At 65.6% G+C, this 21,758-nt stretch carries 17 protein-coding genes; 7 read left to right on the forward strand and 10 right to left on the reverse strand.

Annotation, left to right across the window (positions count from 1 at the left end):
- Positions 1–45: 45 nt before the first annotated feature.
- Positions 46–345: a YciI family protein gene (locus H618_RS0109515; protein WP_028694855.1), complete on the reverse strand. Its 300-nt coding sequence runs from the start codon at positions 343–345 to the stop codon at positions 46–48.
- A gap of 1 nt (position 346) precedes the next feature.
- Positions 347–943 carry a septation protein A gene (locus H618_RS0109520; RefSeq protein WP_028694856.1) on the reverse strand — a complete coding sequence of 199 codons (597 nt, stop codon included), beginning with the start codon at positions 941–943 and terminating at the stop codon, positions 347–349.
- A 67-nt stretch (positions 944–1,010) separates the two neighbouring features.
- Between H618_RS0109520 and H618_RS0109525 the strand changes: the two genes are divergently transcribed.
- The 6 genes from H618_RS0109525 (at position 1,011) to H618_RS0109550 (ending at position 8,092) form a co-directional block, all read left to right on the forward strand.
- Positions 1,011–1,868, forward strand: a complete 858-nt coding sequence (locus H618_RS0109525) for a PHP domain-containing protein (RefSeq protein ID WP_028694857.1) — start codon at positions 1,011–1,013, stop codon at positions 1,866–1,868.
- Between the two features lie 16 nt (positions 1,869–1,884).
- The gene (locus H618_RS0109530; protein ID WP_033727612.1) at positions 1,885–2,514 is read left to right on the forward strand and encodes an L-threonylcarbamoyladenylate synthase; all 630 of its coding nucleotides are present in this window, start codon (positions 1,885–1,887) and stop codon (positions 2,512–2,514) included.
- 119 nt (positions 2,515–2,633) lie between these two features.
- Positions 2,634–3,368, forward strand: a complete 735-nt coding sequence (locus H618_RS0109535; RefSeq protein WP_161628446.1) for a segregation and condensation protein A — start codon at positions 2,634–2,636, stop codon at positions 3,366–3,368.
- Positions 3,355–4,131 carry an SMC-Scp complex subunit ScpB gene (gene scpB, locus H618_RS0109540; RefSeq protein ID WP_028694860.1) on the forward strand — a complete coding sequence of 259 codons (777 nt, stop codon included), beginning with the start codon at positions 3,355–3,357 and terminating at the stop codon, positions 4,129–4,131. The genes H618_RS0109535 and scpB overlap by 14 nt, the downstream gene beginning before the upstream one ends.
- Before the next feature lie 1,038 nt (positions 4,132–5,169).
- Positions 5,170–6,228 carry a 23S rRNA pseudouridine(2605) synthase RluB gene (gene rluB, locus H618_RS0109545; protein ID WP_028694861.1) on the forward strand — a complete coding sequence of 353 codons (1,059 nt, stop codon included), beginning with the start codon at positions 5,170–5,172 and terminating at the stop codon, positions 6,226–6,228.
- Positions 6,229–6,673: 445 nt separating this feature from the next.
- Positions 6,674–8,092 (forward strand): amino acid permease, encoded by a 1,419-nt coding sequence (locus tag H618_RS0109550; RefSeq protein ID WP_028694862.1) that lies wholly within the window; start codon positions 6,674–6,676, stop codon positions 8,090–8,092.
- Positions 8,093–8,149: 57 nt separating this feature from the next.
- Here the strand turns inward: H618_RS0109550 and H618_RS0109555 are convergent, their stop codons facing one another.
- Positions 8,150–9,034 (reverse strand): LysR substrate-binding domain-containing protein, encoded by an 885-nt coding sequence (locus H618_RS0109555; protein WP_028694863.1) that lies wholly within the window; start codon positions 9,032–9,034, stop codon positions 8,150–8,152.
- A 185-nt stretch (positions 9,035–9,219) separates the two neighbouring features.
- Between H618_RS0109555 and ydiJ the strand changes: the two genes are divergently transcribed.
- Entirely contained in the window at positions 9,220–12,246 is a 3,027-nt protein-coding gene (gene ydiJ / locus H618_RS0109560; RefSeq protein ID WP_028694864.1) for a D-2-hydroxyglutarate dehydrogenase YdiJ, read from the forward strand.
- A 44-nt stretch (positions 12,247–12,290) separates the two neighbouring features.
- Here ydiJ and H618_RS0109565 read toward each other — a convergent pair whose 3' ends face one another.
- Genes H618_RS0109565 through H618_RS0109595 form a run of 7 tightly spaced genes read right to left on the reverse strand, consistent with a single transcriptional unit; the run spans position 12,291 to position 21,610 of the window.
- Positions 12,291–13,334 (reverse strand): phytanoyl-CoA dioxygenase family protein, encoded by a 1,044-nt coding sequence (locus H618_RS0109565; RefSeq protein WP_028694865.1) that lies wholly within the window; start codon positions 13,332–13,334, stop codon positions 12,291–12,293.
- A gap of 3 nt (positions 13,335–13,337) precedes the next feature.
- Positions 13,338–15,446: a capsular polysaccharide biosynthesis protein gene (locus H618_RS0109570; RefSeq protein WP_028694866.1), complete on the reverse strand. Its 2,109-nt coding sequence runs from the start codon at positions 15,444–15,446 to the stop codon at positions 13,338–13,340.
- Positions 15,443–16,039, reverse strand: coding sequence for a GNAT family N-acetyltransferase (locus tag H618_RS0109575; RefSeq protein ID WP_028694867.1), 597 nt, complete (start codon positions 16,037–16,039; stop codon positions 15,443–15,445). The genes H618_RS0109570 and H618_RS0109575 overlap by 4 nt, the downstream gene beginning before the upstream one ends.
- Before the next feature lie 4 nt (positions 16,040–16,043).
- Entirely contained in the window at positions 16,044–17,552 is a 1,509-nt protein-coding gene (locus H618_RS0109580) for an LTA synthase family protein (RefSeq protein ID WP_028694868.1), read from the reverse strand.
- A 7-nt stretch (positions 17,553–17,559) separates the two neighbouring features.
- On the reverse strand, positions 17,560–18,336 hold the full coding sequence (locus H618_RS0109585) for an SDR family NAD(P)-dependent oxidoreductase (protein ID WP_028694869.1): 777 nt from the start codon (positions 18,334–18,336) through the stop codon (positions 17,560–17,562).
- Positions 18,333–19,649 carry a capsule biosynthesis protein gene (locus H618_RS0109590; protein ID WP_028694870.1) on the reverse strand — a complete coding sequence of 439 codons (1,317 nt, stop codon included), beginning with the start codon at positions 19,647–19,649 and terminating at the stop codon, positions 18,333–18,335. The genes H618_RS0109585 and H618_RS0109590 overlap by 4 nt, the downstream gene beginning before the upstream one ends.
- Entirely contained in the window at positions 19,589–21,610 is a 2,022-nt protein-coding gene (locus H618_RS0109595) for a capsular polysaccharide biosynthesis protein (protein ID WP_028694871.1), read from the reverse strand. Before H618_RS0109595 ends, H618_RS0109590 begins: the two co-directional genes overlap by 61 nt.
- Between the last annotated feature and the right edge of the window lie 148 nt (positions 21,611–21,758).

The following is a 21,758-nucleotide window of genomic DNA, read 5'->3' on the forward strand; positions in this document are numbered from 1 at the left end:
GGGGCAACAGGCTCTGAGCTACAGACAACCCCATCGCGCCAAAGGTCACGGCAAGACCTGTTTGAAGGGTTTGACCTGTACCTGTTGATAGACCCCGGCGGCCACGTAGGGGTCGGCTTCGGCCCAGGCCTGGGCGGCGGCCAGGGAATCGAACTCGGCGACGATCAGGCTGCCGCTGAAGCCGGCAGCACCTGGGTCGTTGCTGTCGATGGCAGGGTGAGGACCGGCCAGCACCACGCGGCCTTCGGCCTGCAACTGCTGCAAGCGCTGGATGTGGGCGGGACGCGCTGCGAGGCGTTTTTCCAGGGAGTTTTCGACGTCGCTGGCGATGATGGCGTAGAGCATGTCAGTCCTTGGGTTTAGGGGTGGAATTGTCGGAATCGCGCAGGTGGCGCGACAGATAAATACCTTGGGCAACCATGAAGATAACGGTCATGGCCAGGCTGCCGAACACCTTGAAGTCGACCCAGAAGCTTTCGAAGGTGAACGCCACGTACAGGTTGGCGGCGCCGCAGAACAGGAAGAACACCACCCAGGCCAGGTTCAGCCGCAGCCAGACCGGCTCGGGCAGGGTCAGGGCGTGGCCCATGAAGCGCTTGACCAGCACCCGGTCGCCGATGAAGTGGCTGCCGGCGAAGGCCAGGGCGAACAGCCAGTTGACCACCGGTGCTTTCCACTTGAGGAAGGTAACGCTGTGGAAGGCCAGGGTCAGCCCGCCGAACAGCAGGCACGCCAGCAGGGTCAGCCACTGGCTCTTTTCCAGCTTGCGCTGGCGAATGAACAGGGCGCCGTAGACCACCACGGAGCTGGCGATGAGGATTTTCGTCGCGCTGTAGATACCGCCCAGTTCGAAGTCGTGGCCGGCGAGGTCGATCATGCGTGGGTCGAGCTTGTAGACGATGAAGAACAGCAACAGCGGGATGAAATCGATGAATTGTTTCACGGTGGCAGCCAGAAGCGGGATGTCGCGGCATAATATCAAACATCGTTTCCCGGGAAAGCGCTGCACCATGAATGTTGATCTGCACTGTCACAGCACGGCCTCCGACGGCGCCCTGACGCCCTCGGCGCTGGTCGCCCGTGCCCACGAGCATGGGGTGCAGACCTTCGCCCTGACCGATCACGATACCCTCGACGGCCTGGCCGAGGCGCGCGCCGGCTGCGCGGCATTGGGCATGCGCTGGATCAGCGGGGTCGAGCTGTCGTGCACCTGGAACGGCGCGACGATCCATGTGCTGGGCTATGATTTCCCCCTCGATGCCGCGCCGTTGCTCGCGGCCATCGAAAAACTGCACCGCGGCCGCTGGCTGCGCGCCGAAGAAATCGATCGGCGCCTGGCGCAAAAAGGCATGCCCGGCACGCTGGAGGGTGCGCGCGCCTTGCAGCAGGCCCAGGGCGCAAGCGACAACGCCCCGGCGCGGCCGCACTTTGCCGAGTACCTGGTACAGGCCGGACACGCCAAGGACCGTGGCGAGGCATTTCGCAAATGGCTGGGCGCCGGCAAGTTGGGCGACGTCAAGCAGCACTGGCCGACCCTTGAGGAAACTGTCGCGACACTGCGCGAGTCCAATGCATGGGTGAGCCTGGCGCATCCCATGCATTACGACCTGACCCGCAGCAAGCGCAGGCGGCTGATCGCCGATTATCTGCAGGCGGGCGGGCAGGCACTGGAGGTGGTCAACGGCATGATGCCTGCCGAGCAGGTGGGCACGATGTCGATTCTCACCCGTGAGTTCGGTCTGCTGGCAAGCGCTGGCAGCGACTTCCACGGCCCCGGCGCCTGGGGCGAGATAGGCGCCTATCGGCCTTTGCCCGAGGACCTGCCACCGTTGTGGCGTCGATTCCGTCATGAACAGCCTATTGCGTGATGCACAGGACGACTACGTGAGCCAATTTTTCCAGATACACGCCGAAAACCCCCAGATGCGGCTGATCAAGCAGGCCGTTGAAATCATTCGCAAGGGCGGGGTGGTGATCTACCCCACCGATTCAGCCTACGCCCTGGGTTGCCAGATCGGCGACAAGTCCGCCATCGAGCGGGTCCGCCGTCTGCGCCAGCTCGACAAACAGCACAACTTCACCCTGCTGTGCTGCGATCTTTCGCAGATGGGCCTGTACGCCAAAATCGACACCGCCAACTTCCGCCTGCTCAAGGCCCACGTTCCCGGGCCGTTCACCTTCATCCTCAACGCCACGCGCGAAGTGCCGCGCCTGCTGATGCACGAAAAGCGCCGCACCATCGGCCTGCGGGTGCCGGCCAACCCGATCGTGCGCGCCTTGCTCGAAGAGCTGGGTGAGCCGCTGATGAGCGTCAGCCTGATTCTGCCGGGCGACGACGAGCCGATGACCGACCCCTACGAAATCCGTCAGCGCCTCGAGCACCATGTCGATCTGGTCATCGACGGCGGTTACGGTGATCTGAAGGCCTCGACCGTGATCGATCTGTCGGGCGACGAACCGCTGCTGATCCGTGAAGGCTGCGGCGATCCCTCGCTGTTCCTGGCCCAGGCGTGAGTCAGCAGGAGGCCGCAGCGGCCGTTGAGCCGCCCTCGCCGTTGCAGTTGCAACTGGCGCTGGTCTACGGCGAAGCGCTGACCGAGCTGCCGGTCGACCTGTACATCCCACCCGATGCGCTGGAGGTGTTTCTCGACGCCTTCGAAGGCCCGCTCGACCTGCTGCTGTACCTGATCCGCAAGCAGAACATCGACATCCTCGATATCCCCGTGGCGGAAATCACCCGTCAGTACATGACCTACGTCGAGCTGATGAAGAACGTGCGTCTGGAGCTTGCCGCCGAATACCTGGTGATGGCCGCCATGCTCGCCGAAATCAAATCGCGCATGCTGCTGCCGCGCTCTGCCGAGGTCGAGGCCGAGGAGGGCGACCCGCGTGCCGAGCTGATTCGCCGCCTGCAACAGTACGAACGCTTCAAGGCCGCAGCCGAGGACCTCGACCAGCTGCCGCGCCAAGGTCGCGATTTCTACCTGCCGCGGCTGGAAGCGCCGCTGGCCAAGGTGCGCAAGCTGCTGCCCGAGGTCAGCCTGCCGGAGCTGCTGATGTCCATGGCCGAGGTCATGCGCCGTAACGATTTGTTCGAGAGCCACCAGATCACCCGCGAGGTACTGTCGACCCGCGAGCGCATGAGCCACGTACTCGAACGCCTGCGCGGCGGCGGCTTCGTGCCGTTCGTCGAGCTGTTCACGGCCGAGGAGGGCAAGCTGGGCGTGGTGGTGACCTTCATGGCGATCCTCGAACTGGTCAAGGAATCGCTGATCGAGCTGGTGCAGAACGAGCCGTTCACCCCCATCCACGTACGCGTGCGCAGTGCCGCCGATTCGGAATTCGCAGAACCCCATGAACCTCAATGACCCGCGTGAGCTGGCCTCACTGATCGAAGCCTTCCTGCTCGCCTCCGGCAAGCCACAGTCGCTCGAGCGCCTGTACGAGCTGTTCGAGCAAGCCGAACGGCCGGCGCCCTCGGTGTTCAGGAAGGCCCTCGAGGCGCTGGGCAAGTCCTGCGCCGGGCGTTCCTTCGAACTCAAGGAAGTGGCCAGCGGCTATCGCCTGCAGATCCGCGAGCAGTACGCGCCGTGGGTCGGCCGGCTGTGGGAAGAGCGCCCGCAGCGTTATTCGCGCGCCTTGCTGGAAACCCTGGCGCTGATCGCCTACCGCCAGCCGATCACCCGCGGTGAAATCGAAGACGTGCGCGGTGTAGCGGTCAACAGCAACATCGTGCGCACCCTGGTCGAGCGCGAATGGATCAAGGTGGTGGGCTACCGTGAGGTGCCGGGGCGTCCGGCGATGTTCGCCACCACCAAGGCGTTCCTCGACCACTTCAACCTCAGCGGCCTTGAGCAATTGCCCGCGCTGGCCGAACTGCGCGACCTGGAACCGGCACCCCTGCTCGACGACCTCGACCCCGACGACGCGCCGGTGCCGGCGCACCTGCAAGCTTTGGCCGACGCCAGCCTGGCCGAGGGTGAGGAGGGTGAAGATGGCGCCGAGCCGAAGGAAGAAACCAGTTTCCGGTCGTTGCTGGTCGAGTTGGATGCGATGGAGGAAGGGTTGAAGATTGATTTCGATGATTTGCGTGAGGTGGGGTCGGGGCCAGAGGAGGAGTCGCGGTCCTGATTCGTGGGGGGGTTAGTCTTTCCAAGACTCGCTGGCTCGGTTCCGTGCGCCTTGATGACATTGTCAGGATTCATTGGCCTGGTTGGCTTCACGGCACCTTTTCGCCTTTACGGCGAGTTACTTTTGTTTGCGGACAAAAGTAACCAAAAACCGCCTGCTCCAAGATCCGACCCTGCACTACGCTTCGCTTCGTTCCGGGTTCCCTGCGTTCCGGTGCTCTACGGGGCGCCGCGGGCAAGGGTTGCTGCGCAACCCTCACACCTCGCGTCCTCGGCTGCGCCTCGGGTGCGCTGACGCGCACGCCCCTTCGAACACCTCCACTCCGGCCGGACCCAGTCGCGCTCTGCGTCGCCTGAACTATCGCGTATGAAGATCAAAAGCGCGCTCTGTACACAAGCGACCACGAGCGAAATAGCCTGGAATTGCTGGCCTGAATGGAGCGAGCTAGATGTGCGAAAAACACACCAACGTGTCGCCCTTTTTGTGCTTATACCGGGTAAACCTGCACAAAGTTTTGCCCTTGCCCTTGCCCTTGCCCTTGCCCTTGCCCTTGCCTTTGCCTTTGTTCTTGATCTTCGTATGCGACAGTTCAGGCGACGCAGAGCGCGACTGGGTCCGGCCGGAGTGGAGGTGTTCGTAGGGGCGTGCGCGCAGCGCACCCGAGGCGTAGCCGAGGACGCGAGGTGTGAGGGTTGCGCAACAACCCTTGCCCGCGGCGCCCCGTAGAGCACCGGAGCGCAGGGGACCCGGAGCGCAGCGTAGGGCCGGATCTTGGAGCAGGCGGTTTTTGGTTACTTTTGTCCGCAAACAAAAGTAACTCGCCGTAAGGGCGAAAAGCTGCCGTGAAGCCAGCCAAGCCAATCAATCCCGACAACGCCCTCAACGCGCACGCTACAGAACAAGGCTCCAGCCGCCCCGCCGCCAAACCGCCCCAGAAAAGCCCCCGTGCGTTCCCCCACCAATCCGCGTATAGTGCGCGACCCCTTTGGCGCATCCGCCGCCAATTCGATTGTCATGACTACACCGGGAGGTGCCTGAATGAGCGACAACGACCTGCAACAACCCCAACCCGTCCCGCCATCCGGCGAAAAACTGCAAAAGGTGCTCGCACGCATCGGTGTCGGTTCGCGCCGTGACGTCGAAGCCTGGATCAGCGAAGGCCGGATCAAGGTCAATGGCGTAGCCGCCACCCTTGGCCAGCGCGTCGACCTGCACGATGCCATCGCCGTGGACGGCAAGCTGATCAAGCGTGAGGAAGCCGCCGAGGCGACCCGCCGGGTCATCATGTACAACAAGCCCGATGGCGAAATCTGCACCCGTGACGACCCCGAAGGCCGTCCGACCGTGTTCGATCGCCTGCCCAAGCCCCGTGAAGGGCGCTGGATCAACATCGGTCGCCTGGACATCAACACCACCGGCCTGCTGCTGTTCACCACCGACGGCGAACTGGCCAACCGGCTGATGCACCCCTCCTACGAGATGGACCGTGAGTACGCGGTACGTGTGCGTGGCGAGGTCGACGACGACATGCTCGACCGCCTCAAGGCCGGCGTGACCCTCGAAGATGGCCCGGCGAAGTTCACCGACATCCAGAAAGCCCCCGGTGGTGAAGGCTTCAACCACTGGTTCCACTGCGTGGTGATGGAAGGTCGCAACCGCGAAGTGCGTCGCCTGTGGGAATCCCAGGGCGTGGTGGTCAGCCGTCTGAAGCGCGTGCGTTTCGGCCCGGTGTTCCTCAACTCCGACCTGCCGATGGGTCGCTGGCGGGAAATGAGCCAGGGCGAAATCGACATCCTCGCCGCTGAAGTGGGCTTGAAGCCCGTCGCCTTGCCGACGCTCAACCTCAAGGCCAAGGAAAAGCTCGAGCGCCTGCAGCGCAAGTCGAGCCGCCCGATGGGCCGCAACGAGCGCGTGCGCAGCCTGCGTCCGGCCCAGGAAGGTGCAGCCGAGCGCCCGCAGCGTCCGGCCAAGGACGACGCCCCACGCAAGGGCCGCAGCAGCACCGTCGCCGAGCGCCCGAGCGACATGCGCAAGCGCGGCACCAAGCCTGAAGGTGACAAGCCGGCAGGCCGTGGCCGCGGCAAGCCGCGCGGCTGATCGCAGGGCTGGCCTTTCGCGTGTGAACCCACGGTACGTCCGTAGGAGTGGGTTCACCCGCGAATGGCCCTGCTGGAAAACACAGTACGCATCCGCCCTGTAAAGATTTTCTTACGAAATCAATCGTCGTTTCCCGCCGAATTCAGGCCTCCTTCCCGATTCTGTAAAGAATTCCTGCCAAACCAGACATCCCTCTCGCAGCTCTGCGCGTTTTTCCACCCGGAACTGACCCGCCGCGTTGACGCCTGCGCGCTTGCAAGGGTATACAGGGCGCCGCGTTTTACCTGTGACCCATCGCGCTCCGCGCACCCGTGCTGACATTCGGTCGATCGCCTCGCGTCGCCGCCTCCCGGCATCAAGGTAACCACCTTGCCCATTCCATCGCGCCACAAGCGTGATGGGTCCGATTCCGTCACAGATAAAAACAGTGCAGGTGACTTCGTTCATGAGTGAACACAACTCGCAGTCAGGCGAACTCAAGCGTGGCCTGAAAAACCGCCATATCCAGCTGATCGCCTTGGGCGGCGCCATCGGCACCGGCCTGTTCCTCGGCTCGGCCGGGGTGATGAAAATGGCCGGCCCGTCGATGATCCTCGGTTATGCCATCTGCGGCTTCATCGCCTTCTTGATCATGCGCCAGCTCGGCGAAATGATCGTCGAAGAGCCGGTGGCCGGCTCGTTCAGCCACTTCGCCCACACCTACTGGGGCGGCTTCGCAGGCTTTCTGTCGGGCTGGAACTGCTGGGTGCTGTACGTTTTGGTCGGCATGTCGGAACTGTCGGCAGTGGGCAAGTACGTGCACTACTGGTGGCCGGAAATCCCCACGTGGGTGTCTGCCGCCGGCTTCTTCGTGCTGATCAACGCGATCAACCTGATGAACGTCAAGGTGTTCGGCGAGGCCGAATTCTGGTTCGGCATCATCAAGGTCGCCGCCGTGGTCTGCATGATCGCCCTCGGTGCCTGGCTGCTGACCAGCGGCAACGGTGGCCCGGATGCCTCGGTCAGCAACCTCTGGGAGCATGGCGGCTTCTTCCCCAATGGCGTCAGCGGCCTGGTCATGGCCCTGGCGATCATCATGTTCTCGTTCGGTGGCCTTGAGATGCTCGGTTTTACCGCAGCCGAGGCCGACCAGCCGCGCAAGGTGATCCCCAAGGCGATCAACCAGGTCATCTACCGCATCCTGATCTTCTACATCGGCGCCCTGGTAGTGCTGCTCTCGCTGACGCCGTGGAACACCCTGGTGGCGAGCATCGACGCCTCGGGCGGCAGCTATGGCAGCAGCCCGTTCGTGCAAGTGTTCTCGCTGCTGGGCAGTGACGTGGCTGCGCACCTGCTCAACTTCGTGGTGCTGACCGCCGCACTGTCGGTGTACAACAGCGGCACCTACTGCAACGCCCGCATGCTCTATGGCATGGCCGAGCAGGGTGATGCGCCTGCCGCGCTGGCGAAGATCGATCGCCGTGGCGTGCCGGTACGGGCGCTGCTGGCCTCGGCAGCCTTCACCCTGATCGCCGTGCTGCTCAATTACCTGATGCCTGCGCAAGCACTGGAATTGCTGATGTCGCTGGTGGTGGCAACCTTGGTGATCAACTGGGCGATGATCAGCTACTCGCACCTCAGATTCCGCCAGCACCTCAACGCCACCGGGCAGACGCCGCGCTTCAAGGCGTTGTTCTACCCCTACGGCAACTACCTGTGCCTGGCCTTCGTGGTGCTGATTCTGGGCATCATGCTGATGATTCCGGGCATCCAGAAGTCGGTATTCGCCATCCCGCTGTGGCTGCTGGTGATGTTCGTCTTCTATCGCGCGAAGTTGAAAAAACAGGTGGCCTCTGCCGCAACGGTGTCGCCGCCGCGCAGCTAAGCACGTGCAACGCTGCACCACTCCACCCACAAGGGGCCGCACTGCGGCCCCTTGTCGTTACAGCTGGGCCAGCAACCAGCTGCGAAACGCGCGCAGCGAGGGCAGGTTCTCGTTGCGCGGCGGGTAGATCAGGTAGTAGCTGCGCTGGCTGGCGAACGGCTCGCCAGCGCTGCACAGCTCGCCGTTCTGCAGTTCATCTTCGACCAGCACCCGCGGCACCAGGCCAATGCCGATACCGGCGCGCACCGCCTGGATCAGGTGGGAGGTGAGTTCGAAGCTCGGCCCCAGGCGCATGGTGCGGTGGGGCAGGGCGTGGTGGGAAAACCACTCGCCCCACGCATGCGGGTTGTTGGCGACGTTGAGCAGCAGTTGCTGGCTGATGCGCACCGGCGTCCACGGTTGCGCATCCTCGCCCGCATTGGCGGGAAGAATCACCAGCAGTTGCTCGGCGTGCAGGCGATGGCAGATCAGCCCCGGCAGGTCATGACTGGCCACGCCGATGGCGGCATCGATTTCGCTGGTGTCGAAGTTGATCGCTTCGATACGTGAATGAATGTGCACCAGCATGCCGGGATGCGCCGCGTAGAAGGTGTTGAGCCGCGGCAGCAGCCATTTCGAACCGAAGGTCGGCAGCGTCGCCAGGCGCAGCGTGCCGACACCAGACTGATGCGCCAAGGCCTGCAAGGTCGCGCTGCGGATGCGCCCCAACGCCTCACTCAGCTCACGCTGGTACAGGCGGCCGACGTCGGTCAGTTGCACTTGGCGGCCCTCGCGGCGAAACAGCGTCAGCCCCAACTGCTGCTCCAGAGCCTGCACCTGGCGGCTGATGGCGCTCTGGGTCAGCGACAGCTCCACCGCAGCGCGGGTGTAGCTTTCGTGGCGCGCGGCGGCCTCGAAGGCCAGCAGCAGTGACATCGAGGGGGTGAGGTGGCGGTAATTCATTCATAAAACTCATGCATAGCCAACGGAATATCCGTTTGCCCTGGCCTGGAAACTACAGGAACATTGGCGGCCTCGTCATCCGCACCCGCATTACTCATGCGCAAATGACAATTGATCGTAATTCCGGGTCGTTGCCTGACGCCCCGTAGACCGTGACCACGCCATTCTTACGAGGCCATCCCCCGATGATCGCCCAGCTGCCCGCCAAGGCTCCCGCCGCCCACTACAGCGTTTTCCTCGATGCCCTGCGCGGCAGCGGATTTCGTGGCCAGATCAGCGCCGACTACGGCACCCGCACGGTGCTTGCCACCGACAACTCGATCTACCAGCGCCTGCCCCAGGCTGCGGTGTTTCCGCTCGATGCCGAAGATGTAGCACGCATCGCCACGCTGATGAGCCATGAGCGCTTCCGCGAGATTCGCCTGACCCCCCGCGGCGGCGGCACCGGCACCAACGGCCAGTCGTTGACCGACGGCATCGTCGTCGACCTGTCGCGGCACATGAACCAGATTCTCGAAATCAACGTCGAGCAGCGCTGGGTACGGGTGCAGGCCGGGGTGGTCAAGGATCAGCTCAATGCCGCGCTCAAGCCCCACGGGCTGTTCTTCGCCCCGGAGCTGTCGACCTCCAACCGCGCCACCCTCGGCGGCATGATCAACACCGACGCCAGCGGCCAGGGCAGCTGCACCTACGGCAAGACCCGCGATCACGTGCTGGAACTCGATACGGTGCTGCTCGGCGGCGAGCGTCTGCACAGCCAGCCGCTCGACGCCGCCGCCCTGCAACAGGCCTGCGCCCAGCCCGGGCGGGTCGGCGAGGTGTACCGCATGGCCGCGGACATCGCCGAGCATCAGCGCGAGCTGATCGAGCGCACCTTCCCCAAACTCAACCGTTGCCTGACCGGCTACGACCTGGCGCACCTGCGCGACGAGCAGGGCCGCTTCAACCTCAACAGCGTGCTGTGCGGCGCGGAAGGCTCGCTGGGCTACGTGGTCGAGGCCAAGCTCAATGTGCTGCCGATTCCCAAGTACGCGGTGCTGGTCAATGTGCGCTACTCAAGCTTCATGGACGCCCTGCGTGATGCCAATGCGCTGATGGCGCACAAGCCGCTGTCGATCGAAACGGTGGATTCCAAGGTATTGCTGCTGGCGATGAAGGACATCGTCTGGCACAGCGTCGCCGAGTATTTCCCCGAAGAGGCGGCACGCCCGACCCTGGGCATCAACCTGGTGGAGTTCTGCGGCGACGACCCGGCCGAGGTCAACGCGCGGGTCGCAGCGTTTGTCGATCACCTGCAGAGCGACACCAGCGTCGAGCGCCTGGGTCACACCTTGGCCGAGGGCGCCGAGGCGGTGACCCGGGTGTATGTGATGCGCAAGCGTTCGGTGGGGCTGCTGGGCAACGTCGCCGGCGAGGTGCGCCCGCAGCCGTTCGTCGAAGACACCGCCGTGCCGCCCGAGCGCCTGGCCGACTACATCGCCGAGTTCCGTGCCCTGCTCGACAGCCATGGCCTGGCCTACGGCATGTTTGGCCATGTCGATGCCGGGGTCCTGCACGTGCGCCCGGCGCTGGACATGAAGGACCCGGCCCAAGCGGCGTTGGTCAAGCCGATTTCCGATGCGGTGGCGGCGCTGGCCAAGCGCTACGGTGGGCTGCTCTGGGGTGAACACGGCAAGGGTCTGCGTTCGGAGTACGTACCGGAGTACTTCGGTGAGCTGTACCCGGCGCTGCAACGCCTCAAGGGCGCCTTCGACCCTTACAACCAGCTCAACCCGGGCAAGATCTGCACGCCACCGGACAGCGCCGAAGGCCTGACCAAAGTCGACGGCGTGACCCTGCGCGGTGACCTTGACCGCAGCATCGACGAGCGGGTCTGGCAAAGCTTTAGCAGTGCGGTGCACTGCAACGGCAATGGCGCTTGCTACAACTACGACCCCTACGACGCCATGTGCCCGTCGTGGAAGGCCACCCGTCAGCGCCAGCACTCGCCCAAGGGCCGCGCTTCGCTGATTCGTGAATGGCTGCGCCTGCAAGGGGCGGCGAACATCGATGTGCTGGCGGTCAGCCGCGGCCGGCTCGACTGGCTCAAGGGCCTGCCCCAGCGCCTGCGCAACCGCTGGTCGCAGCGCCAGGGCCAGGCCGATTTCTCCCATGAAGTGTACGAAGCCATGGCCGGCTGCCTGGCGTGCAAGTCGTGCGCCGGGCAATGCCCGATCAAGGTCAACGTGCCGGATTTCCGCTCACGCTTCCTTGAGCTGTACCACACCCGCTACCAGCGGCCGCTGCGTGACTACCTGATCGGCTCGCTGGAGTTCAGCATTCCCTACCTGGCCCACGCGCCGGCGGCGTACAACGCGGTGATGGGCTCGAAATGGATGAGCCGCCTGCTGGCAAATGGCGTAGGCATGGTCGACAGCCCGCTGCTCAGCCGCTTCAACTTCCAGGCCACCCTGAGCCGCTGCCAGGTGGGCGTGGCCAATGTGCCGACCCTGCGCGAGCTGAGCCCGCAGCAACGCGCGCGCAGCATCGTGCTGGTGCAGGATGCCTTCACCCGCTACTTCGAGACCTCGTTGCTGGCAGCCTTCATCGACCTTGCCAATCGCCTGGGTTACCGGGTGTTCCTGGCGCCCTACAGCGCCAACGGCAAGCCGCTGCACGTGCAAGGCTTCCTCGGCGCCTTCGCCAAGGCGGCAGTGCGCAATGCCCGCCAGCTCAAGGCCCTGGCTGATTGCGGTGTACCACTGGTGGGGCTGGACCCGGCGATGACCCTGGTCTACCGCCAGGAATACACCCACGTGGCCGGTGCCGAGCAGTGCCCGCAGGTGCTGCTGCCGCAAGAGTGGCTAATCGACGCGCTGCCCGAACAGACGGTGACCCATGCCGGCGATTTCCGCCTGCTGGCGCACTGCACGGAAAAGACCAACGTGCCGGCCAGCAGCGGCCAATGGCAGAAGGTCTTCGCCCGTCTGGGCCTGCGCCTTGCCACCGAGGCCACCGGTTGCTGTGGGATGTCCGGCACCTATGGGCACGAGGCGCGTAACCACGACACCTCGAAAACCATCTTCGCCCAGTCCTGGGCCGGCAAGCTGGAGCAAGCCGGCGAACCGCTGGCGACCGGCTATTCGTGCCGCAGCCAGGTCAAGCGCCTGGCCGACCGACAGCTGCGCCATCCGCTGGAAGTGGTGTTGCAGTATGCCGAGCGGCGCGTTTAAGCAGGCGGAACCGGGCCGGCTCTGCCGGCCCAGTCCAGGCACCTTCAGATATGCACCGGCTCATACGCATTGAGCTGGTCGATGAAGCGCCAGTGGCTCTTCTTGTCGAAGCCCATCATGCGCTTGAGGCGCACATCCCAGCGCATGTGGTGGTTGGCGATCCAGGGCAGGGCGAACAGGTGCGCGCCGCGCCAGGGCAGGAACGGGTTGCGTCGCAGGCTTGCGTAGATTTCCACGCGGTGGCTGGCGTGGCGGCTGGCGCAACGGGCGTGGAAGCCTGAGGTGTCGGCCACCACCAGGGTGTTGGCCGGCACGGCGAAGCGCCGCGGTTGCGGCAGGCCGAGTTCGGCCAGCTGCGCTTCATCGATACGGAACGAACCCTCGCGGTGCATCTGCTCGCTGGAGCGCGCAGCGCCCAGGCTCTGGCGGTATTCCCAGGCCAGGCGCTCCGGGGTCAGGCGGTGGGAGCCGGGAACATAGCTGAACGGCCCCTGGTCGTCGGCAACGTCATCGAGGAACAGCCAGGCCTTGGCCGTGGGGTGGAAGGTATCGGCGTGCAGACGGGTCTGCGGGTCGTGATCGGCGTTGGCCGCGTCGATGATGATCGACTGCAACTGATAGGTGATACCGCCGCTGTTGGACGAGGCGTAGGCGATCAGGTCGCGCACCCCGCGGTCGGCGACGAACGCCGCGCTGGCCGGATTGTGCGCCAGTACATCCTGGTCGAGGCTGACCCGACGCGTCACCGCGCGGCCCTGGCGCATCTCCCAGCCGGTGCTGCGCAGTGCGCCCAGCTCGGCGCGCAAGGCGGCGAACTGTTCGGCCGGCAGAGCGTTTTCGCGGATGAAGAAGCCGTTCTGCTCGAAGTGCTCACGCTCGCCTGGGTCCAGGCGCTTGCCCAGCGCCTGGCGGCGACAGCCGGCCATGGCCATGGCCAACTGGCGGCGCTGCACGTGCAGACCGAGGGCATTGAGCCGGGCGCTGCCCAGCACCGGGTTGTTCTCGAACGATTTTGCGTGGGTGGCGAGCTGCAGGAAATGCCAGGGGAGCGCGGCGCAGCGGCCGATGTCCTTGATCGATACAGGCATGGTCTAGTCCTTTGCGGGGGCCAGCGGCCGGCTACGGCCGAGCATGGTCCAGGTGTAGTTGAGCAACGGCGCCACTCGCCCATGCTCGCGCAGCCGCGCACGGCGCGGGCTGGCCAGACAAGCGAGGGCGTGCCAGGCATCGCAGGGCAGCGCGTGCTGGACGTCGGCATAGCGCGCATAGCGCAACAGTGCGCCGGCCACCAACTGATCCAGGGTCAAGCGGCGGCTGCGCCGGGGCAGCGGTTGGTGGTCCTTGGTGAGGCCCCAGCCGGCATAGAACGGCGTGCCGTAGGTCACCACCGGCACGCCGCGCAGCAGCGCTTCGAAGCCTGCGGTGGAACTCAAGGTGTGCAGCGCGTCGACCTGGCCGTACAGGGCGACGATATCCACCCCGTGCAGCACCTGATCGGCCAGCCCCGCCAGTTCAGCGGCGGTGATGCGTCCGCGGCGCTTGCCGGCTTCGACATCCGGGTGCGGCTTGTAGACGATCCACGCCTCTGGCAACGCCGCGCGCACCGCACGCAACAGCTGCAGGTTGCTGCGGATCTCGCCAGCGCTGCGCAGCACCGAGGCATCGTCTTCGACCTGCCCGGGCACCAGCACGCGCAGTTGCCCCGGGGCTGCCTTGACCTGCCCAAGTGGCCCCTGACGCAGGTTGAACTTGCTTGCCCCAAGCGCCACGGTGGTCTCGCGCAGCCGCGCCGCTTCGGCCAGCTCGGCGGGGCTGAACGGGCTGTGCTGAAGAATCTGTTCGAGGTCGCTGGGCCGGCTGGCGTCGTAGTGAATGCCACTGCGGTCGAGCACCAGTGAACGTGCCGGGCGGTTGTTCACGCCCAGGCCGCTCGAGCGCAGAAAGCCATCTTCGATGCGCCACACCGCCACTCCGGCGCTGTCAGCGCGGCGTTGCAGGTCGGCCGGCTCGCGCGCGGCCCAGACCAGTACGCGGCCCTGTTCGGCGGCCACCTGGCTGAGCAACTGCGGCGAATCCTCGGCGAAGCGCAGTTGCCCCCAGCGGCTGCTGAAGAAGCGGCGAATGTTGTGCTGCTTGTGGCGCTTGACGCCGATCACCGTGGTGATGCCGGCGAACTCGCTGTCGCAGGCTTTCTTGAGTGCGAGCAGATCGGCCACGGTCAGGGCGTCGCTGAGCTGGCCGGTCAGGGGGTCGACGTAGCGGCAGTAGCGCAGGTAGGCGGCGGCCACCAACTGGCGCAGGTCGGGCCGCGCCTGACGCCTGGCAATCGCCATGCGGTCGTCGGTCAGGCCCCAGCCGGCATAGAACGGCAAGCCGAAGCAGGTCACCGGCACGCCCTGGATCAGCGCTTCGAGCCCGGCCTGGCTGGTGCCGATGTAGACCCGCTTCGCGCGCCGCGCCAGCGACGCCCACGACACCTCGCGCGCCTCCAGCGCTACGCCCCGTTCCAGCGCTGCGGCCAGCAGGCAGCTGGGCTTGTGCCCACCGACGCAATCGGGGTGAATTCGCACGCGCACGTCGGCGTCGGGGTTCTCGGCCAGGGCAACATCGAGCATGCGCACGAAATCGGCCTCGCACAGGCCGCCACCTGGGATGGAGAAGTCCCCGGCGGTCTGGTCGACCACCAGCACCAGCGGCCGCTCGCGACCGAGCGGATCATCCTCGGGCAGGTCGCGGGCGTTGTTGTACTTGCCGATCCCGCTGCGGCGCATCAGCGCGATCAGCGCGTCGGCGCTGGCGAGTTCAGCGGCGTTTAGCTGCTCGGGCGCTTGCAGAATGTTTTCCAGCAGGGACGGGCGATCGGCCAAGTAGTGGATGCCCACCGGATCGATCACCAGCGACATCGGCGTATCGCCTTCCACCCCCAGCGACGACGAGCGCAGGAAGCCATCTTCCAGGGCGATATAGGGCAGGTTCCAGCGCTGGCACAGCACCCGCGCCCGCGCAGACGAAGTCTTGTAGCCGATACCGGCGATGGCCTTGAGGCCCTTCGGTGGCCGCTTGCCACGGTGCCATAGCCAGCACGGCGAGCCTTCGGGGCCGAGAAACTGCGGCAGGTGGAAAATCTTGAAGGCCACCCACTGCGACATGATGCCGATCCAGCCCGGTCCCTCGACCAGGGGCGCCAATGGCCCACTCATGGTGTCGCGCTCTGCGATGGCCGAGTACCGCTGCCCAGCGCCCGACGCATGCCCAGCAGCGGTGCCAGCCAGCGACGCCGGCGGGGCACGAAGCCGTGCTTGCGGTACAGCTGCTGCGCACGGGTGTTGCCCAGCGGCACTTCAAGGTCAATGGCGCCCACGCCGTGCTTGAGCGCCTCGGCGCAACAGGCCTGCACCAGCGCCGAGCCGACCCCATGATTGCGCGCCGCCTTGACCACGCGCAGGCCGTAGAGCAGGAACGGGTAGTGCCACTCGCGCCACTCGCTCAGGCAGAACCCCGCGAAACGCCAACTGCCGCCGAGCACGCCGAACTCGCGACGAAACGGTGGCCAGTTGAGTGCGAAGGGCCCGCGACGGGCGTAGCGGAACGAGGCGAAGCCCAGTGCGCGCTCGCCGTCGAAGGCGATCAGCACACGGTCCCAGTGCAGGTCTTTGCCCAGCAGGCGGTAGCGGCAGGCGCCATCGCCCAACAGCACGGCCAACGAGCCGCGGCCCTGGGTGATCAGGCGCTGGAGGCCCGGGTCGGCGGTCTGCGCCGCAGTCAGGGTCGAGCCCAGGACGATGCGCAGCATGGCCTCAGACCACACCGGTCACGTGGGTCTGGCTGGCCGCACCGTGCGCAGCGCTGGCCTGGTCGAGCAGGGTGCTGGCCAGCGCTTCGACGCGCAACGCTTGTGCCTGGCTGCCCGGTTGGCGGCGGTTCGACCAGATCAGGTAGTCGGTATCGCCGGCCGGCGCCCCGACTGCCTGATACACCTGCGGCAGAATCGGTACATGGTCGCCGAAGAAGCACAGCAAAGCCTCGGACGTTTGCGCCTGCAAGGTCTCGCGCAGCATGCCGAGCATGCGGTCGGCGTTGACGATGTGTCGCAGGTACGGGGCCAGGTCTTGCATGCCTGGCTGCAGCGGGCGGTCGAACCAGGCTGGCAGCTCACTGTCATTGACGCTCTCAAGGTGCAGCGGGCCGTGGTTCTCCATGGTGATGGCATGGATGAACAGCGGCTGTTGCCGGCCCTGGGCGTTGAGCAGGCCACGAATCTTCTCGGCCACGGCGCAATCGCCAATGAACGGGCCGGCTTTCTGCGCTTCGAAGAAGCTGCTGACATCGATGAACTCATCGAAACCCAAGGCCGGCAGCACTTTGTCGCGGCCGTAGAAGCTGCCGGCATACGGGTGGATGCACACGGTGCGATAACCCTGCGCCTTGAGCCGGGCGGCGATGCTCGGCAGGCCCTGACGGGCCAGCACGCGGTAGGGGTTGAAGCGGTGCACGCCCAGGCGCTCGGCATCGATGCCGGTGAGGTAGGCGAACTCAGTGCGCACGGTGTTGGCGCCCCAGGCGGCGACTTGCAGCTTGCCGTGGGCCAGTGATTGCCCCAGCAACTGGTCGTACTCGCCGAGTACCTCGCTGCGTACGCCCGGCCACAGGCTGCGCACATCGAAGAACGATTCGCTCTGGATCGAGACGATATCGGGCAGCGCCGCAGCTGCGGCGGGCACAGGTGCGGCGAAGGGCGAACCCAGCGCTGCGCGGTCGACCGGCTTGCGTGCGGCCCAGAAATAGCGCCACAGGCTGGCCGCCAGGCCCCAGCGGCGCACGTCGGCCTCGGCATCGAAGCTTGGCACTTCGCGGCGATGGCCCAGGCGCAGCAGGGCCAGCCCGAGCAGCGCCGGCAGCAAGGCCGCCCAGCGTGAACCCGGCACTTCGAAACTCAGCCCGGCCCACAGGTAGATCACGAACGCCAGCGCCAGGCCGGCCGCCTTGCCGTAGCCGAAGAAGGGCAGGTAAAGCCTGGGAAACTTCACCGCATCGCTGAAGTATTCGAAGTCGGCGCAGACGAAAGGCTCGCGCAGCGAGTGGTACTTGGAGTTGCTCACCAGCACGATCAGCAGCCACACCAGCAGCACGTTGACGCCGCTGAACAGCGCCCGCCCGGTGAGTGCATAGAGCAGCCCCAGGCCCACGCACCACAGGCCCGCATGCAGCGCCCAGCAGCTCAGCGGACGACGCAGCGCCGGGCGCGGCAGCAGAAAACGTTCGACCAGCACGGTCAGCGCCAGGCCTGCCAGCGCAACGGTCAGCAAAGACACTTCAATCACTGTACTTGAGCCCACGCAGAATCATCGAAGAGAGCCGCTGCGGGATCACGCCCAGCAGCCAGGTGCCCAGGTTGAGCGGAAACGGAAAACTGATACGCGCCTGATCGGCCGCAAGGCCGCGGCGGATACGCCGCGCAGCCTTGTCGGCGGTCCACAGAAAGGGCTTGGGGCCAGGCATCTCGAAGCACATCTTCGATTCCACGTAGCCCGGCAGGATGACGTTGATCTTCACCCCTTCGGCGGCCAGCCAGTCGCGAATCGCCTCGCCATACACGCGAATCGCCGCCTTGCTGGCGCTGTAGGTCGGCGTTACCGGCAGGCCGCGCCAGCCGGCCAGGGAACTGAACAGCGCGATCTGCCCGGCACCGCGGGCGCGCATGGCCGGCAGGGCGGCTTCGACGGTGGCGATGGCGGCCAGCACGTTGACTTCCAGCAGCGCGCGGCTGTCGTCCCACTGTTCGGCCGAACCGTCGCTGCCCACCGCAGTGTTGAGCCCGGCGCCGACCAGAATCAGGTCGGGTCGCTCGGCCTCGCTGACCCGTCGCACCATGCTGCGCAGGGCGTCGAGGTCACGCACGTCGAGGGCTTCGAGCAACACCCGTGCGCCCAGGGCGCGGCACTGTTCGGCCAACTGGTGCAGGCGATCTTCGCGGCGGCCCTGAAGAATCAAGGTGACGCCGGGCGCGGCATACTCCGGTGCCAGGGCACCGCCGATACCGCCTGTGGCGCCAGTGATGAGTATGCAGCGAGGGGAGGTCAGGGTGCTCATAGGTACTGCTCGATTCGACTGGTTGGGGCCAGCAGCACGTCCACGCAGTTGGCCACTGCCAGGTCTATGCCGCTGCGGGTGTAGAAGCCGCCATTGACTTGAGTGGTATGGATGACGGTGTTGCGAAAGCGCTTGAACAAAGTCATGTCCGGCGCCTGCGGCTCGACCCAGAACTCATCCAGGCTGCTCTGCTGGGTCAGCCCCGGCAGGGCGTAGATCGGCTCGGCCAAGGCGATGGTCGGACGACCATGGAACAGTGCCGAAGCCCCGGCGGTGCTGTTGACGGTGATCAGCCCCTGAATGTGCGAGAGCAGCGTCGGCATGTAGCCGCTCTCCATGAATTCGACGCGCTCGGCTACGTCGTGCTCGCGGGCCAGTTGCGCGGTGATCGCGCGGTAGTTGAGCAGCCCCGGGGTGAGCGGGTGGTTCTTGACCAACAGACGCGCATCGCTCGGCGCATGGGCGGCGAACGAGGCGATGACATGGGCGATCACCTCGCTCATGTTGGCAAAGCGCGAGTGGTCGCGAATCTGCGCGTCGCTGTCGAGCTGCAAGGGCAGCAGGAAGGTCGGCTGACGCTCTTGCGCGACCTGCGCCACCAGGGCGTTGTCGCGCTGACGCGCGCGCAGCAGGCGCACGCCCTGGCGAATGAAACCGGCGTACTCGGCGGCCGCGCTGAACGGGGCGTGGGTGCGGTAGTTGGGGTAGCACACAGGGTTCAGCGCGCCGCCGACGTGGTACATCACGTCGTGGCTGGCGCGGGCCATGAACGACAGCCTGAACCCTTCGCCGTTGTCGTAGCGCGGCACGTGCTTGCCGACTTCGCGGTACCACTGCGGGTCACGCGGCAGCAGCGAATTGCTGTTGACCCCATCGCGCTCCAGGGTGATCCAGTAAGGGCGGAAGTAACCCTCTTCGAATACATGCACGCCCAGGCCCAGGCGCCGGGCCAGAACGATGGCCGGGCGATGCACTGGGCGGCAATCGCCGAACAGCACGATATCGGTGACCTGCAATTGCGCGAAGCGCTCGGCGTAGTAGCCCTCCAGCTCATCCAGCGGGCAGCGGCAGCTGTGCTGCGAGCCGGCGCCGTAGAGCAGGTCGCCGACGTTGTAACGGATGCTGTGAACCACCTGCCCGGCACCGCGCAATGCCTTGGCCAGGGTCATGAAGAATGGCGAACTGACGCCCTGCAAGAGCAGGAACGTCTTGCGCGGTCGACCCAGCAGAGGACGACCCGCCTGGCTTGTCATCAACGGGCTGGGCGCTTCATGCCCAACCAGTTGCACAAGCGTCGAATCAAGTCCTGCCATCGAGAGGTCGCTCCTGGCTGCGAGAACGCATGCCAATTCTGTAGTTCGTGAAGAGTCTGTTCCGCGCTGGTGAAACGGTCGGTGATGCGGCTGACGTAGGTGGGATAGAGCAGCAAGGTGCCGGCCACCAATTGCGCCAGGCTCAGGCGGCGCTGGCGCCGGGCTTGCACCTGGGCAGACAGATGCAGGTCGCAGGTCAGGCCCCAGCCGGCATAGAACGGCTGCCCGTAGGTGGTCACCGGCACGCCGCGCAGCAGCGCTTCGAAGCCCGACTGCGAGGTCAGCACGTGCACCTCATCCACGGCCTCGAGCAGCTGTTGCAGCGGCGTGTCGCCGATCACTTGGTCGCACCATTCCACGGTGTGTGCTTCATCGTCGCCGCGGGCACGGGTGCCGGCCGTCACTTCCGGGTGCGGCTTGTACAGCACCCAGGCGTCAGGGTTGGCGGCGCGCACCGCCTGCAGCAGTTGCAGGTTGCTGCGGATGTCTGTGCTGCCATATCGAATCGAGGCATCGTCTTCGACCTGGCCTGTGACCAGAATCACCCGGTTGGCCTCGCTCGGGCGCTGCCAGCTCGGGCCGGGCAGGTTGTACTTGGTCAGGCCCGCGCGGCAGATGGCCTCGCGCAGAGCGTCGGCGCGGCTCAACAGCTCGTCATCGAAGGTGCTGTCTGCCAGCAGACGCTCCAGCCGCGAGGGGCGGGTGGCGTCGTAGTAGATCCCCAAGTCATCCACCACCCACGACAGCGGCCGCGCCTTGCCGGCGCCCAGGCCAACGGAGCGCAGAAAGCCGTCTTCGATGCGAAACACCGGCTGCGGATGGTCACGCAATTGTTCGTCGTGCTTGCAGCCCCAAGTCACCACCGGCAGATCGCTGCTCAGCGGTTGCTCGGGCTTGACCAGTTGCACCTGGGCGCCGTTGCAGAACAGCTCGACCAGCGGCTCCTTCCAGCGGCTGAAACCCAGCGCCTGCACCTGTTCGGGCAGCACGCTACGGTGCTTGCGCTGCAGGCCCAGCCAGCGAATCAGGGTTTCTGCCGAACACGGCTGCTGGCTTTCCGGGCACAGGTAGCGTGGGTAGTCCACAAGGCTTGCGTGGATCAACTGCGCCAGGCTCGCCGCGCCGCGCCGCTCGGGTGCCGGCAGACGATCGGTGGTCAGGCCCCAGCCGGCATAGAACGGCATGCCCCAGGTGTGCACCGGCACGTTCCACATCAGCGCATCGAAGCCCAACTGCGAGGTCATGACGAACACCGCGCGCAGGCGTGGCAGCAGGTCGGCGGGATGAATGTCCTGGGCCAGAATCGCCACCCGCGGGTGGGTCGCCAGGACCGACACATCGAAATGGCCGGCCTTGCGTCCGGCCACCACATCGGGATGCACCTTGAGCAGCACGGTGCTGGTCGGGTAGCGCTGCAGGGCCGCCTCGAGCATCTCGGCAAAATCGCTGGCCTGGGCGCCTTGCAACGACGCGTCGCCGCTGGTCTGGTCAGCCACCAGCACGCAGTCATCGGGCAGCACCGGCTGCTGAATGCGCGCGGCGTTGTATTTCGACACCTTGTGCTGCTGCCACAGCTGTTGCAGCGCCATGGCACGCTGCTGCTGCTCGGCAGTGAGCGGCTGGGCAATCAGGCGTTCGAGGCGCGATGGCTGGCTGGCGTCGTAGTACACGCCGACGTCGTCGGCGATCAGCGACAGTGGCGGCTCGTCAGCGCCAAGGCCGACCGAGCGCAGAAAACCATCCTCCACGGTCAGCACCGGTTTGCCGGCAGCCTGGGCGGCCGCCATGGCTTTCGCTGCGCTGGGCTTGCGCCCCCAGGCCAGCAGGCAATCGACGCCACCGGCGTCGCTGGCCACGCCATTGCGCAGGGCGTAGTCGGGCAGGAGAGCGGGAAGGGTAGGAATTTGCTGGGCGCCTTTCGACATCACCAGCAAGCGTGGGCGAGGCAAAGCTTCATCCATAAACGTACTGCGACTATCCGTTCGAGGAAGTGGCCAAAGGACGACGCCCTAAGGTTTCTGTGGAATGTTTCAGACCGCGAATATTAATACAAATTCAGAAAGGTCCTACACCAAACTCAAAAAATCCCCACCGTATGGTGTGATTCTT

It is taken from the genome of Pseudomonas cremoricolorata DSM 17059 = NBRC 16634 (assembly GCF_000425745.1).
Classification (GTDB): Bacteria; Pseudomonadota; Gammaproteobacteria; order Pseudomonadales; family Pseudomonadaceae; genus Aquipseudomonas; species Aquipseudomonas cremoricolorata.

Coding starts and splice junctions, on each gene's coding strand:
- H618_RS0109515 (WP_028694855.1), bottom strand. CDS start 345: ATGCTCTACGCCATCATCGCCAGCGACGTCGAAAACTCCCTGGAAAAA.
- H618_RS0109525 (WP_028694857.1), top strand. CDS start 1,011: ATGAATGTTGATCTGCACTGTCACAGCACGGCCTCCGACGGCGCCCTG.
- scpB (WP_028694860.1), top strand. CDS start 3,355: ATGAACCTCAATGACCCGCGTGAGCTGGCCTCACTGATCGAAGCCTTC.
- rluB (WP_028694861.1), top strand. CDS start 5,170: ATGAGCGACAACGACCTGCAACAACCCCAACCCGTCCCGCCATCCGGC.
- H618_RS0109550 (WP_028694862.1), top strand. CDS start 6,674: ATGAGTGAACACAACTCGCAGTCAGGCGAACTCAAGCGTGGCCTGAAA.
- H618_RS0109555 (WP_028694863.1), bottom strand. CDS start 9,034: ATGAATTACCGCCACCTCACCCCCTCGATGTCACTGCTGCTGGCCTTC.
- ydiJ (WP_028694864.1), top strand. CDS start 9,220: ATGATCGCCCAGCTGCCCGCCAAGGCTCCCGCCGCCCACTACAGCGTT.
- H618_RS0109565 (WP_028694865.1), bottom strand. CDS start 13,334: ATGCCTGTATCGATCAAGGACATCGGCCGCTGCGCCGCGCTCCCCTGG.
- H618_RS0109570 (WP_028694866.1), bottom strand. CDS start 15,446: ATGAGTGGGCCATTGGCGCCCCTGGTCGAGGGACCGGGCTGGATCGGC.
- H618_RS0109575 (WP_028694867.1), bottom strand. CDS start 16,039: ATGCTGCGCATCGTCCTGGGCTCGACCCTGACTGCGGCGCAGACCGCC.
- H618_RS0109585 (WP_028694869.1), bottom strand. CDS start 18,336: ATGAGCACCCTGACCTCCCCTCGCTGCATACTCATCACTGGCGCCACA.
- H618_RS0109590 (WP_028694870.1), bottom strand. CDS start 19,649: ATGGCAGGACTTGATTCGACGCTTGTGCAACTGGTTGGGCATGAAGCG.
- H618_RS0109595 (WP_028694871.1), bottom strand. CDS start 21,610: ATGGATGAAGCTTTGCCTCGCCCACGCTTGCTGGTGATGTCGAAAGGC.